Consider the following 15,391-nt stretch of genomic DNA (forward strand, 5'->3'; position numbering starts at 1 on the left):
CGGGCATGTGGTAGTCAGTCGGACAGCGGCTTCTCCGGCGCTTGCGTCATGTAGGCGATGACGGCGTCGGAGATCATCCGCTTGTGCCGATTGTAGAGGTCTGGAGATGACAGGTCGCGGTGGAAGATCGTTCCGAAGGTATATCGGTTCGAGACGCGAAAGAAGCAGAACGCGCTGATGAGCATGTGGAGGTCGACCGCGTCGATCTCCCGCCTGAACACACCTTCGCTGCGCCCTCTCTCGAGGATCTCCCCGATCGTCCTGACAATGGAAATGTTCAATTCTCCGATCTCGGAGGAACGCTTCATGTGATTGGCGTGATGAATGTTCTCGATGCTGACCAGCCGGACGAACTCGGGATTGTTCTCGTCGTGATCGAAGGTGCTGGCGATCAGCGTCCGCAATGCCTCGACAGGGGGCATTCCGGCCAGTGCCAGATCGGCTTCCAGCGAACGTATCTTCCGATATGCTTTTTCGAGGACCGCCAGGTACAGCCCTTCCTTGCTGCCGAAATAGTAGTAGATCATCCGCTTGGACGTACGGGTCTTTTCGGCGATGGCATCGACCCTGCCGCCTGAAAGGCCATAGGCAGAAAACTCTTCCGTCGCGACCCGCAGAATATCTTCTCTGGTCTTCTCCGGGTCGTTCTTGCGCCCTTCCCGCTCCCCCGATCGCGCTACGTCCACATCCGCCATCCCTCGGCCGCCTTCCGATCACTCTGGTTCTCTAGTCATATTGACCTTCCGACAGCGTTTCAATGGATCAACGATTGACACGAACTAGTTAGTACATTACGCAGAGCGTCAGACATTTGGAGGAGTGTCGGGGCGGGCATCTGGTCTCCGCTTCCCGGCCAGGGAAGAGAATGACTGCAAGTCCACCACCGGCCTTCAGGGCGGGACTCATCGGCAAAGGCATTCAGGCGTCCCTCACGCCGGCAATGCATATGATGGAGGGTCGGGCGCAGGGATTGGACTACCGGTACGAACTACTCGACCTCGACCGAATGGATGCGGGTTCGGCGTGTCTTGCCGATCTCATTGCCCAGGTGGAAGCCGAAGGGTTCGGCGGCCTCAACGTCACCCATCCCTGCAAGCAGGCCGCCGTGGAACTCGTCGACACGCTGTCGGCCGAAGCGGCCGCTCTCGGCGCCATCAATACCATAGTCCTTCGCAACGGCAGACGGCATGGCCACAACACCGACTGGTGGGGTTTTGCCGAGAGCTTCCGGCGCGGGTTGCCCCAAGCCGATCTCCGTTCCGTCGTCCAGCTCGGTGCGGGAGGAGCAGGTGCGGCCACCGCATTTGCGATTCTTCACTCCGGAGCCGAAAGACTGGCCCTCTTCGATTCCGACGAGACCCGTGCCGCCAATCTGACTGACACCATGCGTCGCTATTTCCCTTCCGCGGAGGTCGAAGTGGTGCGCGATCTGGAAATGGCGATGGCCGCCGCCTCGGGCCTGGTCCATGCGACCCCGACCGGAATGGAGAAGTATCCCGGGTTGCCGCTACCGGCAGACCTCCTGCGCCCGTCCCTGTGGGTGGCCGAGATCGTCTACTTCCCGCTGAACACAGAGCTTCTGATGGAAGCGCGGCGCCGCGGATGCCGCGTTCTCGACGGAGGCGGTATGGCCGTGTTCCAGGCGGTCAAGGCATTTGAGCTCTTCACCGGCCTTGAGCCGGATGCGGAGCGGATGCGCCGGCATTTTATCGAGCTGACGCAACCGGCGCGCTCATCCGCCCTTGCTGCCGGGAGTGTGCGATGAAAACCTCGATTGCCACCGTATCGATCAGCGGCGAGCTTCCGGAGAAACTGGAAGCGATCGCCAGGGCCGGCTTCGACGGGGTGGAGATCTTTGAGAACGACTTCCTGGCTTTCGACGGCAGCCCGCGTGATGTCGGACGCATGGTCCGGGACTTCGGGCTGGAGATCACGCTTTTCCAGCCGTTTCGCGATTTCGAGGGAATGCCGGAGCCGTATCGTAAAAGAACCTTCGATCGGGCCGAGCGCAAGTTCGACATCATGCAGGAGTTGGGAACCGATCTGGTCCTGGTATGCTCCAACGTCTCGCCCGTCGCGCTCGGCGGTATCGATCGCGCAGCGGAGGATTTCCGCGAACTCGGTGAGCGGGCGGCTAAGAGAGGCCTGAGAGTCGGCTACGAGGCGCTCGCCTGGGGTAGGCATATCAATGACCACCGCGACGCGTGGGAGATCGTGCGCCGTGCCGATCATTCAAGCATCGGGCTCATCCTCGACAGCTTCCATTCGCTTGCGCGAAAGATCGACATCGGCTCCATCCGCTCCATACCGAAGGACAAGATCTTCATCGTTCAGCTGGCCGACGCCCCGCTTATCGACATGGATCTGCTCTATTGGAGCAGGCACTTCCGCAACATGCCGGGAGAGGGCGACCTTCCCGTCGCTGACTTCGTCGCGGCAATCGCCGAAACCGGATATGATGGCTATTTTTCCCTGGAGATCTTCAACGACCAGTTTCGCGGCGGATCGGCCAAGGCCATCGCCGCCGATGGGCACCGGTCGCTGATCTACCTTGGCGACCAGGTTCGCCGCAAGCCGAATGCGGCAGCCCTATCCGTCACAACCATGCCCGATCGGGCGGGGGTCGAGGGCATAGCCTTCATCGAGTTCTCGGTGAGTGAGACGGATGCACGGGAACTGGTCGCGATGCTGCATTCGCTGGGCTTCCGCCGGACTGCCATTCACAGGACCAAGAAGGTCAGCGTCTACCAGCAGGGTGAGATACGGATCCTCATCAACTTGGAAACGGTCGGATTCGCAGGCGCGGCCTATGCCGTTCACGGTGCTTCGGCCTACGCCATGGCGCTTCACGTCGATGACGCGGCGGCCGCGCTGACGCGGGCCGTATCGCTGGGTGCCGAACACTTTGCCCAGCCGGTCCGCCCTGGTGAACTCGAGATACCCGCCATTCGCGGCGTGGGTGGCGGACTGATCTACCTGATCGACCGGAAAGGTGAACTCGGGCGCCTTTGGGAGATCGATTTTCAGCCCGCCGAGGACGACCATGTGCCTCGGTCCGCGCATCTGCAGACGGTGGATCATGTCGCGCAGACGGTAGCCTACGAGGAGATGCTGACCTGGCTTCTGTTCTACACGTCCATCTTCGAGGCGCGCAAATCCCCCATGGTGGATATCATCGATCCGGCCGGGGTAGTCCGCAGCCAGGTGATCGACAACGACCAGGGGACGCTCCGCATCACGCTGAATGGAGCGGAGAACCGGCGCACGCTTGCGGGGCATTTCCTCGCCGAGAAATTCGGTTCCGGAATTCAACACATCGCTTTGCGGACCGCGGACATATTCGCCACCGCCGAGGCGCTTCGCGCCAACGGATTCAATGCGCTGCCGATCTCGCCGAATTATTATGGTGACGTCGAAGCCCGCTTCGGCCTTGATCCGGAACTCACGGAACGGCTGAAGGCGGAGAACATCCTTTATGATCGCGACGAGTTCGGCGAATACTTCCAGCTGTACAGCGGGACGTTCGCCGAAGGGTTTTTCTTCGAAATCGTCGAGCGGCGCGACTACCGCGGCTACGGCGCGGCCAACGCGATCTTCCGTATCGCAGCGCTGAAGAAGCAGATTCGCCCGGAAGGAATGCCGGCCCGATGACGAGGAGGATTAGCGCCGGGCAGCCATTGTGAATGGTACAGTCTTCCATTTGACCAAACGAACCGTTTCGTACATTCTGAAAGTATTAGGGCCGCAGTGGTTTTGATCAGGATCTGGAGGAGATCATGCGGTTCTTGAAATGGAAAACCAGGAGGAGGAAATCCATGACATTCGATCTGACCCGGCGCCGGTTCCTCGGCACCACCACCTTGGCAGCGGCGGCTCTCGCCCTTCCGATGCTCTCGATGCCTGCAGCAGCGCAGGACAAGCCGGTCCTGAAGTTCTCCGCCGTCTTCTCGGAGCAGGACATCCGCGCCGAGATGACGAAGAAGCTGGCAGAGGGGATCAGCCAGAACTTCAAGCTCGAGCCCTACTACGGCGGCAACCTCTTCAAGCAGGGGACGGAGCTCGTCGCCATTCAGCGCGGCAACCTGCAGATGGGCAACATCGCACCGCAGGACATCTCCAAGCAGATCCCCGAATGGTCGGTATTGACCTCGGCCTATCTGTTCCGTGACGCCGCCCATGTCTCGGCCTTCTTCAAGAGCGAGACAGGTGCCGAATTCAAGAAGATGGCCGAGGATCAACTGGGGATCCATATCCTTGGTCCGACCTATTTCGGCGCCCGTCATGTGGGCCTGAAGCCCGAGAAGAAGATCAACACGCCCGAGGACATGGCCGGCATCAAGCTGCGCATGCCGGGCGGCGATGCCTGGCAGTTCCTGGGAGAGGCCATCGGTGCCAACCCGGTGCCTGTCGCCTATGCGGAAGTCTACACCGCCCTTCAGACCGGGGCGATCGACGGCCAGGACAATCCTCTGCCGAACGTCAAGAACATGAAGTTCTACGAGGTGATGTCGCAGATCGTGCTTACTTCGCACCTCATCGGATATGACCTCCTCGTCATTTCAAAGAGCGTGTGGGACGAGATGTCGCCGGAACAGCAGCAGGCCTTCCAGGCAGCCGCCGATGAGGCCATGAAATGGAGCGAGGATCAGCACGTCGCGCAGGAGAAGACCCTCGTCGAGGAGTTCAAGGCTGCCGGTCTCGATATCTACGAGCCGGACCAGGATGCGTTCCGCAAGTTCGCCCAGGAGAAGTACCTGAACTCCGAACTGGCGAAGTCCTGGCCGGAAGGCGTTCTCGAAAAAGTCGCTGGAATGTAAGATCAGCCTGGCCGAAAGGCCATGACTGTTGAGGCGCGCTGGTCAGCTAGCGCGCCTCCCTTGGGGGAGGAGAGACGTGATGACGCAAAAGCTTGCAGCCGCCGGCGATTGGCTGAGGCGGCGAGCGGAGAACATTCTCTGCCTGATGCTGCTGGCGATGTTTGTCGTCTTCATTCTGCAGATCATCTTTCGCTATGTCCTCAACCTTTCGATTGGCTGGACGCATGAGGTCAGCGTTGCGCTATGGATCTGGATCGTCCTGTTCGGCTCCGCTTTCGTGATCAGGGAAGTCGATGAAATCCGCTTCGACCTCATCTGGGGCGGAGCAGGCGACAAGAGCCGCCGCGTGATGCAGATCATATGCTCCGTTGTGCTCGTCTTCCTCTTTGGTGTCTCGCTGCCGTCGATCTTCGACTACGTCACCTTCATGAAGGTCGAGAGCACAGCCTATCTGAAGATCCGGTTCGACTATCTCTATTCGATCTACGTCGTCTTCGTCGTCGCCATGATCATCCGCTACATCTGGCTCGGCATCCAAGCCATCCGCGGCCAGGCGCCTGAGGCCTTCGACCCAACCAAGGCGGGTTCAGGCGTATGAATTTCGCAAGTCCTTTCTCGATCTCGATCGTCATCATCACCATTCTCGCGTTTCTCGGCCTGCCCATTGGGCTCGCTATGCTGGCGGGTTCGACGCTCTACCTGTTCCTGGTGGGCGCCGATATGGGGATCGTTGCCGAACAGTTCCTCAACGGGATGTATTCCAACTACGTCATCCTTGCGGTTCCCCTCTTCATCCTTGCCGCCGAGTTCATGAATGTCGGCTCCATGACGGAGCGCTTGCTGACCTTCTGCAACGTCTTGGTGGGGCGCTTCCGCGGAGGCCTTGCACAGGTCAATATCGTTCAGAGTATCATCTTTGCCGGCATGTCGGGCTCTGCAATCGCCGACGCGGCCGGGAGCGGCCGGATGATGCAGAACATGATGACCCGCGGCGGCCGCTACACACCTAGCTACGCCGCCGCGCTGACAGCGGTGACCTCGGTCATCGGACCCATCATTCCACCCTCGATCCCGATGATCATCTATGCGCTCGTCTCGGATGCTTCGATCGGCTACCTCTTCCTTGCTGGCATGGTTCCCGGCTTGCTGATGGCCGGACTGCAGATGATGCAGGTGGCGATCACCGCACGCCGAAAGAACTTCCCCATCGAGGAACCGGTGCATATGCGCGAGATCCCGCGCATCACGATTCGGGCCTTTCCGGCGCTCATGATGCCGGTGGTCCTGCTCGGCTGCATCTACAGCGGTATCACCACACCGACCGAAGCAGCCGCCATCGCTGCGGCCTATGCCCTCGTCATCTCGGTTTTGCTGTATCGCAGCATCACCCTGAAGGACTTCTACGGCTCGCTCTACACCAGCGCCAAGTCGTCCGCATCGATCGGCATGCTGATCGCCGGCGCGCTCGTCTTCAACTATGTCGTTACGATCGAGAACATCCCCGACAGCCTGAGGGTCATGCTCACAGGCATGGACCTCACGCCCATCGGCTTCCTCATCCTGGTCAACATCATCCTGCTGCTGCTCGGCTGTGTGCTGGAAGGGACCGCCATCCTGCTCATCATCGTGCCGGTCTTTATCCCTACCGCACAGGCCCTGGGCATCGACCTCGTACACTTCGGCGTTGTTGTCGTGGTCAACATCATGCTTGGCCTGGTCACGCCGCCCTATGGCCTCCTGCTGTTCATCATGACCAATATCTCCGGAAGCCCGGTGCGCGACATTATCCGTGACGCGCTGCCCTTCCTGTTCTGGATGGTGGTCTGCCTGATCTTCATTACCTTCGTGCCCGACAGCGTGCTGTGGCTGCCGCGCCTTCTCGGCTACCAGGGATAAGAATCATGAAGCCTATCTACATTCTCAACGGCCCAAACCTGAACCGCCTCGGCAAGCGGGAGCCGGAGATCTACGGCACGACGACGCTTGCCGAAGTGGAGGCCTTGTGCCGGGAGGCCGCTGGCGAGCGGCCGGTCGAATTCCGCCAGACGAACAGTGAGGAGAAGCTGATCGACTGGGTGCACGAGGCAATCGACGAGGGAGCAGGCATCCTCATCAACCCGGCAGCCTTCACCTTCACATCGCTCGCCCTCCTCGACGCGCTGAAGATGTTCAAGGGACCCATCATCGAGTTCCATATCAGCAACGTCCACCGGCGCGAGCCGATCTACCATCGTTCCTATGTATCGATGACCGCCACCACGGTGATGGCGGGCCTCGGTGCGGATGGCTACCCGATCGCAGTGCGCGCCCTGGAGATGCTGATCGTGAAGAACGCCCGGTGACCCACACGGAAAGGCTCTGATCCGCGCCCCTTGTCACTGACGTGCTAGGCGGCCGTCGGCTGCTTGGCGACCGCCCGAGAAATCGCTCGTTCGAGCTGTTCCTGGGTGAAGGGCTTCACGAGGCGGGACAGTTTTTCGATCGCCATGTCGTCCGGCAGCTCCGCATATCCGGACGCCAGAATGATCGGCTGGGACGGGTTGCCCGCAAGCAGGGACCGCGCAAGCTCCGCTCCGGACATTCCCGGCATGGCGTGATCGGTGATCACCAGATCGAAGGCGTGCCCAGACTCGATGATCTGCAGGGCAGCGGCGCCGGAGCTCGCTTCCGTCACCCGATGGCCAAGGTCTTCGAGCATGTCGACCGTGCCCATGCAGACGAGCACATCGTCATCCACCACCAGGATCTTCAGCGAATCCGGCGATGTTGCCGCCCCGGCGCCCATCGTGTCCGCGATCATCGGCATTTCCTCGATCGTCTCCTCCGCGACGGGCAGCCAGAGCTCGGCGGTCGTGCCCTGTCCGGGATTGCTGTAGAGCCTGAGGAGCCCGCCCGATTGTGCGGCGAGGCCGTGCACCATGGACAAACCAAGCCCGGTGCCCTTGCCGAGGCCCTTGGTCGTAAAGAAGGGTTCCGCCGCACGCGCCAGGGTTTCCTCGTCCATACCCGCACCCGTGTCCGTCACCCGGAAACGGACATAGCGGGCCGGCTTCAACTCGGGAGGCCTGTCGGCCGCCATGGGTGCGATTTCCTCTGCCTCGAAGGAGATGGAACCTTCCTGCTGGATGGCATCACGCGCATTGACCGCAAGATTGAGGATCGCAAGTTCGAGCTGGTTGTCGTCCACCAGAGCGAATGCGAGCTGTTCCGGCAGACGGTTCTCCAGGCGGATGGCCGGACCGACCGCCCGCTGCAGCAGTCCCTCTATACTGGCAAGGAGGCGAACCAGATCGACTGCCTGGGGCTTGAGTTCCTGGCGGCGGGCAAAGGCCAGCAGACGCTGGGTCAAAGCCGCGCCACGTTCGGCAGCCTGTACGGCATTGTCCAGAAGCCGGAGGCTTTTCTCGTCATTCGGCATCCGTTTCCGCAGGAGATTGAGGCTTCCCAGTGCAGCCATCAGAAGATTGTTGAAATCATGAGCCACGCCGCCGGTCAGCTGGCCAATCGTGTCGAGCTTCTGGGCCTCGAACAGCTGCGCCATCGCCTCCTCGCGCTCGCGGGTCCGAAGCTCGATGCGGCTCTCGAGATCTTCGTTCAGGCTGCGGAGCTGCTGGTAGGATTCCTCAAGTTCGGCTGTGCGCTCCTGCACTCTTTGCTCGAGGTCCGCGTTCAGCCGTTCGAGTTCCCTGGTCTTCCTGTGGAGCTCCACGAAAACCCGCACCTTGGCCCGCAGCACTTCCGGCACGATCGGGACGGATACATAGTCCACCGCACCGGCAGCGTAGCCACGCAACCTGTCGAGTTCCGTCATCATGACGGCCGACACGAAGATGACGGGCGTCTTCTCGAAGCGGGGATGGCTGCGGATCAGCTCGACAAGCTCGAAACCGTCCTCTTCCGGCATGCAGACATCCACGAGGATGACGGCCACATCGCTTCGCAGGAGCTGCTCCAGCGCCTCGCGGGCCGATTGGGCGACGAGGAGATTTTCACCCAGATCCTGGAGGATCACCTCGTAGCTCAGCAGCTTTGCCGGCTGATCGTCCACCAGGAGGATATTGACGGGGTCTGTCATCTTCATCTCACTCGTGAAGCCACATGCGAAGCGCGGAGAGAAGCTCTTGCGTGTTGACGGGCTTTGCCAGGTAATCAGACGCTCCTGCATCCAGGCATTTCTCCCTGTCGCCTTTCATCGCCTTCGCCGTCAGTGCGATGATAGGAAGCCGGGCGTGGCGGTCCTCACGACGGATCATCTGCATGGTCTCGTATCCGTCCATTCCCGGCATCATGATATCCATCAGAACGACGGCAATTTCGGGATGGCTGTTGATGATGTCGATTGCGTCGCTGCCGGTGGTCGCGGTCAGAACCTTCATGTTCCGGCGCTCCAGGACGCTGCTCAGGGCAAAGATGTTTCGGGCGTCGTCGTCGACGAGCAGAACGGTCTTGCCGACGAGATCCTCGTTGGAGCTATGGAGCTTCTCCAGCATATCCTGCTTGGCGGCAGGCATGTCCGCGATGACACGGTGAAGGAAGAGTGTGGTCTCGTCGAGCAATCTCTCGGGAGACTCGACACCCTTCACGATGACGCTGCGGGCCATGGTTTGCAGGCGGGCGCTCTCCTCCGCCGAAAGATCGCGGCCGGTGAAGACGACGACCGGGATATCTGCGATCCGCACGTCGTTGCCGATCCGCGTCAGGACGTCGAATCCGGACATGTCCGGCAGGGAAAGATCCAGCACGACACAGTCCACGACCTCGTTCTCGAGTATCTCTAGCGCTTCGCCCCCGGTGGGAACGCTCGTGATGTCGATATCGTCATGCCCGAGCAGCGCGGTGATGCTCACCCGTTCGTGCTCGTCGTCCTCCACCAGAAGCAGGCGTTTGCGGCGGGGTTCCGCGAAACTCTTGAGTTTTGTGAAGAGATCCCCCAGTCCGTCGTTCGTCGCCGGCTTGTGGGTGAAGGCATAGGCCCCGCGCGTCAGGCCATGCTGCCGATCTTCATCGATGCTGATGATCTGGACCGGGATATGCCGCGTCTCGGCGCTTTGCTTGAGCTGATTGAGCACCGTCCAGCCGAGCATGTCGGGTAGGCATATGTCGAGCGAGATGGCTGTGGGGCGATAATCGCGCGCCAGCGCCAGCGCATCGGTTCCCCGGGCGGCAATCAATACCTTGAAGCCCTTCGCCCGCGCAGCGTCTCTCAAAAGAGACGCATAGCCCGGATCGTCCTCGACGACGAGAAGTATCGCGTCGCGTCCGCTGATCTTATGACGATCGTCTTCCGGAAGCTCGAGCGCTCCGGTCGTCCTGCGTGAATGACTGAGGGCAGGAGCCACATTGGAGGCCGGAGGGGCTGGCTCCGTCGAAGCGATACCGACCGGTTGCGATGCTGCTCCCACGAATGTCATCGGCAGGTAAAGGGTGAAGGTGCTGCCTTCTCCGGGTCTGCTGTCGAGCTGGATCTCGCCGCCGAGCAGATTGGCGAGTTCGCGGCTGATTGCGAGACCCAGCCCCGTTCCGCCATAGTTCCGGCTGGTCGACGCATCCGCCTGCTGAAAAGCTTCGAAGATGATCCTCTGCTTCTCCGGTGGAATTCCTGTGCCGGTATCGGATACCTGGAAGGCAATCACGGCCGGGGCATTCTTCAACGACGGATGTGCGGCGGTCCAGCCGCTCTCGACCGGGGCTACCCGCAAGCGCACTCCCCCTTCGGACGTAAACTTGAAGGCATTGGAGAGCAGGTTCTTCAGGATCTGCTGAAGCCGCTTGGCATCGGTGATGATCGTGCGCGGCAGACCGTCGTCCACCTCCAGCTCGAATCCCAGGCCGCGCGTCTCGGCCTCGTGGCGGAAGGGCCGCGCCATCACCTCGAGCAGGTTGTTGACCGCAATCTCTTCGGCCTCGACCGAGACGGTGCCGGATTCTATCTTCGAAAGATCGAGAATGTCGCTGATCAGGTTGAGGAGATCGGTTCCGGCGCCGTGGATCGTCCTGGCGAACTCCACCTGCTTCGAAGACAGGTTTCCTTCCGGATTTTCTCCCAGCTGCTGGCCGAGAATGAGGATCGAATTCAGCGGCGTCCGCAGTTCATGCGACATGTTCGCGAGGAACTCCGACTTGTACTTGGACGTCAGCGCCAGTTCGGTCGCCTTCTCCTCCAGCGCCCGTCGGGCCTGCTCGATTTCCTGGTTCTTCGCCTCCACCTCGACATTGCGCTCTTCCAGCTGCTGCGCCTTCTGTTCGAGCTGCTCGTTGGTCTGTTGCAGTTCGCTCTGCTGCGCCTGAAGTTCGGCCGCCAGTTCCTGCGACTGCTGCAGAAGCGCCTCGGTCTGCATGGTCGCTTCTATGGAATTGAGCAGAATCCCCATCGAGGAGGTCAGCTGCTCCAGGAAGGAGAGCTGCAGTTCGGTGAAGTTGGCGATCGAAGCCAGTTCCAGCACGGCCTTTACCTGCCCCTCGAAAAGGATAGGCAGAACGATCGCGCTGCGCGGGCGGGCGGAGAAGATGCCGGAACTGATGGGCACCACCGTTTCCGGCATGTCGCTGATCAGGATCTGCCTCCCGTCGCGGGCGCATTGGCCGATCAAGCCCTCCCCGAGCCGGAGCGAAACAGGGTGAGGTTGAGGGGCCCCGTCCGCATAGGATGCGAGAAGCACGAGGTTCGGTTGGTCCGGCTCCTGCTTCAGCTGATAGACCACACCCTGATGGGCGCCTACCAGCGGAGCCAGCTCCTGCAGCAGCGTCTGTCCCACGAGTGCAAGGTCGCGCTGCCCCTGCAGCATCGTGGTGAAGCGCGCGAGATTGGTCTTCAGCCAATCCTGATCGGTATTCTGCTCCGTGGTAAGGCGCAGATTACCGATCATGGTGTTGATATTGTCCTTGAGTTCGGCCACTTCGCCGCGGGCATCCACCTGGATGGAACGCGTCAGGTCACCCTTGGTCACGGCGGTCGCAACCTCCGCAATGGCGCGGACCTGCGTCGTCAGGTTGGCGGCCAGCAGGTTCACGTTGCCGGTCAGGTCCTTCCAGATGCCGGCCGTGCCCGGCACGCGCGCCTGCCCGCCGAGGCGGCCTTCGACGCCCACCTCGCGCGCCACGGTCGTCACTTGGTCTGCGAAGGTCGCCAGCGTATGCGTCATGTTGTTGATGGTGTCCGCGAGCGCGGCCACCTCGCCTTTCGAGGCCACCGTCAGGTTCTGGGTCAGGTCTCCGTTCGCAACCGCGGTGACGACCTTGACGATGCCGCGCACCTGCTCGGTCAGGTTGGTGGCCATGACGTTGACGGTGTCCGTGAGGTCCTTCCAGGTGCCGGCGACTCCCGGAACGACCGCCTGCCCGCCGAGCTTACCTTCCGTGCCGACCTCGCGCGCCACGCGCGTAACCTCGCCCGCGAATGCGTTCAGCTGGTCCACCATGGTGTTGATGGTGTTCTTCAGTTCCAGGATTTCCCCCCTCACCTCCACGGTGATCTTGCGGGACAGGTCTCCCCTGGCAACGGCGGTAGTGACTTCGGCGATGTTGCGGACCTGAGTGGTGAGATTGGCCGCGAGCAGGTTCACGTTGTCGGTCAGGTCCTTCCACGTGCCGGCCACACCCGGAACGACCGCCTGCCCTCCCAGACGTCCGTCGGTGCCGACCTCGCGTGCGACGCGGGTTACTTCGCCGGCGAAGGAACGCAGCTGGTCAACCATCGTATTGAGCGTGTCCTTGAGCAGGAGCATCTCGCCCCTGACATCGACGGTGATCTTGCGCGACAGGTCGCCGCCGGCGATCGCGGTGGCCACCTCGGCAATGTTGCGGACCTGGGCCGTGAGGTTCGACGCCATGGAGTTGACGTTGTCGGTCAGGTCCTTCCAGGTGCCGGCAACTCCCGGCACCTGCGCCTGACCGCCAAGATTACCTTCCGTTCCCACTTCGCGCGCCACGCGCGTTACTTCGCCGGCGAAGGCGTTGAGCTGGTCGACCATCGTGTTGATCGTGTCCTTCAGCTCCAGGATTTCTCCCTTCACGTCGACAGTGATCTTGCGCGACAGGTCGCCTCGGGCGACCGCGGTCGTCACCTCGGCGATGTTTCGCACCTGGCCGGTGAGGTTGGACGCCATGGAATTGACGTTATCGGTCAAGTCCTGCCAGGTTCCCGCCACGCCGGGAACCTGGGCCTGTCCGCCCAGTTTTCCTTCCGTTCCCACCTCGCGCGCCACGCGCGTCACTTCGGAAGCGAACCGGTTCAACTGGTCCACCATCGTGTTGAGGGTTTCCTTCAGCTGCAGGATCTCACCCTTCACATCGACGGTGATCTTCTTCGAAAGGTCGCCGTTCGCGATCGCGGTGGAGACTTCGGCAATGTTGCGCACCTGGGCCGTGAGGTTCGACGCCATGGAGTTGACCGAATCCGTCAGATCCTTCCAGGTGCCGGCGACCCCGCTGACATTCGCCTGGCCGCCCAACTGGCCTTCGGTCCCGACCTCCCGTGCGACGCGGGTCACTTCGGATGCAAAACCGTTGAGCTGGTCCACCATCGTGTTGATGGTCTCCTTCAGCTCCAGTATTTCCCCCGAAACCGTGACGGTGATCTTCTTCGAAAGGTCGCCCTGTGCAACCGCCGTCGCCACCTCGGCGATGTTGCGGACCTGGGCCGTGAGGTTGGAGGCCATGGAGTTGACCGAATCCGTCAGGTCCTTCCAGGTCCCGGCCACGCCCTTGACATTTGCCTGGCCGCCGAGCTGGCCTTCTGTCCCGACCTCGCGGGCGACGCGCGTCACCTCGCCGGCAAATCCGTTGAGCTGGTCGACCATTGTGTTGATGGTCTCCTTCAGCTCCAGGATCTCACCCTTCACGTCGACGGTGATCTTCTTCGAAAGGTCGCCGTTCGCGATCGCGGTCGAGACCTCCGCGATATTACGAACCTGAGCCGTCAGGTTGCCGGCCATGGAATTGACGTTCTCCGTCAGGTCCTTCCAGGTACCGGCGACGCCGCGGACATTTGCCTGGCCACCCAGCCGGCCTTCCGTGCCGACTTCGCGGGCCACCCGGGTCACTTCGCCCGCAAAGGAATTCAGCTGATCGACCATCGTGTTGATGGTCTCCTTCAGCTCCAGGATCTCGCCCGAGACCGTGACTGTGATCTTCTTCGACAGGTCGCCATTGGCGATGGCAGTGGAGACCTCGGCGATGTTGCGGACCTGGGCGGTGAGGTTGGAGGCCATCGAGTTCACGTTGTCGGTCAGGTCCTTCCAGGTGCCCGCGACCCCCGGCACCTTCGCCTGGCCGCCGAGGCGGCCTTCGGTACCGACCTCGCGAGCCACACGCGTCACCTCACCCGCAAAGCCGTTGAGCTGGTCGACCATCGTGTTGATGGTCTCCTTGAGCTCGAGGATCTCGCCGGAGACGTTGACTGTGATCTTCCGGGACAGATCGCCGCGCGCAACCGCGGTGGTGACCTCAGCGATGTTGCGGACCTGGTCGGTCAGGTTACCGCACATGGCGTTTACGGAATCGGTCAGGTCTTTCCACGTCCCGGCGACCCCGGGGACGATGGCCTGTCCGCCGAGCTTGCCTTCCGTGCCCACCTCGCGTGCGACACGCGTCACTTCTGATGCGAACGACCGAAGCTGGCCGACCATGGTGTTGATCGCTTCCTTCAGCTGAAGGATCTCGCCGCGCACATCCACCGTGATCTTCTTCGACAGGTCGCCGTTCGCGACGGCGATCGTCACGTCCGAGATATTCCGGACCTGGGCCGTCAGGTTGGAGGCCATGGAGTTGACGCTTTCGGTCAGATCCTTCCAGACGCCGGTAACCTCCGGAACATGAGCCTGGCCGCCCAGCTTCCCGTCCGTCCCCACTTCGCGGGCGACGCGCGTGACTTCCGACGTGAAAACGCCGAGCTGCCGGATCATGCCGTTCACGATTTCAGCCGAGCGGAGGAACTCGCCCTTCAGGGGGCGACCGTCCACGTCCAGGGGAACGGTCTGCAGAAGATCGCCCTTGGCAACGGCGGAGATGGTCCTGGTCACCGCATGGGTCGGCCACACGAGGTCGTCGATGAGCGTGTTGACGGAGTTTTCCATGCCGCTCCAGGCACCGCCCGACAGGTTCAGCCGGACGTGGTTTTTCGTTCGGCCTTCACGGCCGACGACCTGGCCGACATGTTCGAGTTGGGATGCCATCCGCTGGTTGGCGGCGATGATCTCGTTGAAGGCATCGGCAACCTTGCCGGAAAGGCCAGTAAGATCCGCCGGCAGCCTGGCGGTAAAATCGCCGCCTTTGACCCGCTGCACGACCTCAAACAGTGCGGAGAGCTGCAACGCTTCCTCCTGCGGGGTCACATTGGGCGGCGCATTCGCTTCCGCCGGCGCGTCCACTGCATGATCGCCAGCGCCGGCCCGCCGCTTGTCTCCGGAAGAATTCCCGCTCGCCTTGACCAACTTTCCCCCCTCAGAGAACGACCAGCAATCGCGTAAAACTAGGGCGGGCGGATCACCAGACAACTGCGAGAACTTCTGTTTCGCAGCGGCTTGAGCATGATTCTGGTGGGTGGAAGCATAGCTGCCGCATGCATGGGGAGATCG

At 61.6% G+C, this 15,391-nt stretch carries 9 protein-coding genes; 6 read left to right on the plus strand and 3 right to left on the minus strand.

Features of this window, described 5'->3' with window-relative positions:
* Positions 1–14 precede the first annotated feature (14 nt).
* Positions 15–695 carry a TetR family transcriptional regulator gene (locus RTCK_RS16265; RefSeq protein WP_142593556.1) on the minus strand — a complete coding sequence of 227 codons (681 nt, stop codon included), beginning with the start codon at positions 693–695 and terminating at the stop codon, positions 15–17.
* Positions 696–865: 170 nt separating this feature from the next.
* On the opposite strand from RTCK_RS16265, the gene RTCK_RS16270 reads away from it, so the two are divergent.
* The 6 genes from RTCK_RS16270 to RTCK_RS16295 all read left to right on the plus strand — a co-directional run bounded on the left by RTCK_RS16270 (position 866) and on the right by RTCK_RS16295 (position 7,159).
* The gene (locus tag RTCK_RS16270) at positions 866–1,765 is read left to right on the plus strand and encodes a shikimate dehydrogenase (RefSeq protein WP_142522440.1); all 900 of its coding nucleotides are present in this window, start codon (positions 866–868) and stop codon (positions 1,763–1,765) included.
* Positions 1,762–3,651 carry a bifunctional sugar phosphate isomerase/epimerase/4-hydroxyphenylpyruvate dioxygenase family protein gene (locus RTCK_RS16275; RefSeq protein ID WP_142522439.1) on the plus strand — a complete coding sequence of 630 codons (1,890 nt, stop codon included), beginning with the start codon at positions 1,762–1,764 and terminating at the stop codon, positions 3,649–3,651. The genes RTCK_RS16270 and RTCK_RS16275 overlap by 4 nt, the downstream gene beginning before the upstream one ends.
* Before the next feature lie 164 nt (positions 3,652–3,815).
* The gene (dctP, locus tag RTCK_RS16280; RefSeq protein WP_142593557.1) at positions 3,816–4,817 is read left to right on the plus strand and encodes a TRAP transporter substrate-binding protein DctP; all 1,002 of its coding nucleotides are present in this window, start codon (positions 3,816–3,818) and stop codon (positions 4,815–4,817) included.
* A gap of 79 nt (positions 4,818–4,896) precedes the next feature.
* Positions 4,897–5,415 (plus strand): TRAP transporter small permease, encoded by a 519-nt coding sequence (locus tag RTCK_RS16285; protein WP_142593558.1) that lies wholly within the window; start codon positions 4,897–4,899, stop codon positions 5,413–5,415.
* Entirely contained in the window at positions 5,412–6,713 is a 1,302-nt protein-coding gene (locus RTCK_RS16290) for a TRAP transporter large permease (protein WP_142522436.1), read from the plus strand. The genes RTCK_RS16285 and RTCK_RS16290 overlap by 4 nt, the downstream gene beginning before the upstream one ends.
* A 5-nt stretch (positions 6,714–6,718) precedes the next feature.
* Positions 6,719–7,159 (plus strand): type II 3-dehydroquinate dehydratase, encoded by a 441-nt coding sequence (locus tag RTCK_RS16295; RefSeq protein ID WP_142522435.1) that lies wholly within the window; start codon positions 6,719–6,721, stop codon positions 7,157–7,159.
* A 44-nt stretch (positions 7,160–7,203) separates the two neighbouring features.
* Here the strand turns inward: RTCK_RS16295 and RTCK_RS16300 are convergent, their stop codons facing one another.
* Together RTCK_RS16300 and RTCK_RS16305 are read right to left on the minus strand one after the other, a co-directional pair.
* Complete coding sequence (locus RTCK_RS16300) at positions 7,204–8,892, minus strand: response regulator (protein ID WP_235988726.1); 1,689 nt, start codon at positions 8,890–8,892, stop codon at positions 7,204–7,206.
* A gap of 7 nt (positions 8,893–8,899) precedes the next feature.
* A complete protein-coding gene (locus RTCK_RS16305) occupies positions 8,900–15,148 on the minus strand; it encodes a HAMP domain-containing protein (protein ID WP_235988747.1) in 6,249 nt (2,082 codons plus the stop codon).
* Between the last annotated feature and the right edge of the window lie 243 nt (positions 15,149–15,391).

This window comes from Pseudorhizobium endolithicum (assembly GCF_902153245.2).
Lineage (GTDB): Bacteria > Pseudomonadota > Alphaproteobacteria > Rhizobiales > Rhizobiaceae > Neorhizobium > Neorhizobium endolithicum.

Bases quoted from the DNA above. Each gene is read 5' to 3' on its own strand.
- RTCK_RS16270 (WP_142522440.1), top strand. From the start codon at position 866: ATGACTGCAAGTCCACCACCGGCCTTCAGGGCGGGACTCATCGGCAAA.
- RTCK_RS16300 (WP_235988726.1), bottom strand. From the start codon at position 8,892: ATGACAGACCCCGTCAATATCCTCCTGGTGGACGATCAGCCGGCAAAG.
- RTCK_RS16295 (WP_142522435.1), top strand. From the start codon at position 6,719: ATGAAGCCTATCTACATTCTCAACGGCCCAAACCTGAACCGCCTCGGC.
- RTCK_RS16275 (WP_142522439.1), top strand. From the start codon at position 1,762: ATGAAAACCTCGATTGCCACCGTATCGATCAGCGGCGAGCTTCCGGAG.
- RTCK_RS16285 (WP_142593558.1), top strand. From the start codon at position 4,897: ATGACGCAAAAGCTTGCAGCCGCCGGCGATTGGCTGAGGCGGCGAGCG.
- RTCK_RS16265 (WP_142593556.1), bottom strand. From the start codon at position 695: ATGGCGGATGTGGACGTAGCGCGATCGGGGGAGCGGGAAGGGCGCAAG.
- dctP (WP_142593557.1), top strand. From the start codon at position 3,816: ATGACATTCGATCTGACCCGGCGCCGGTTCCTCGGCACCACCACCTTG.
- RTCK_RS16290 (WP_142522436.1), top strand. From the start codon at position 5,412: ATGAATTTCGCAAGTCCTTTCTCGATCTCGATCGTCATCATCACCATT.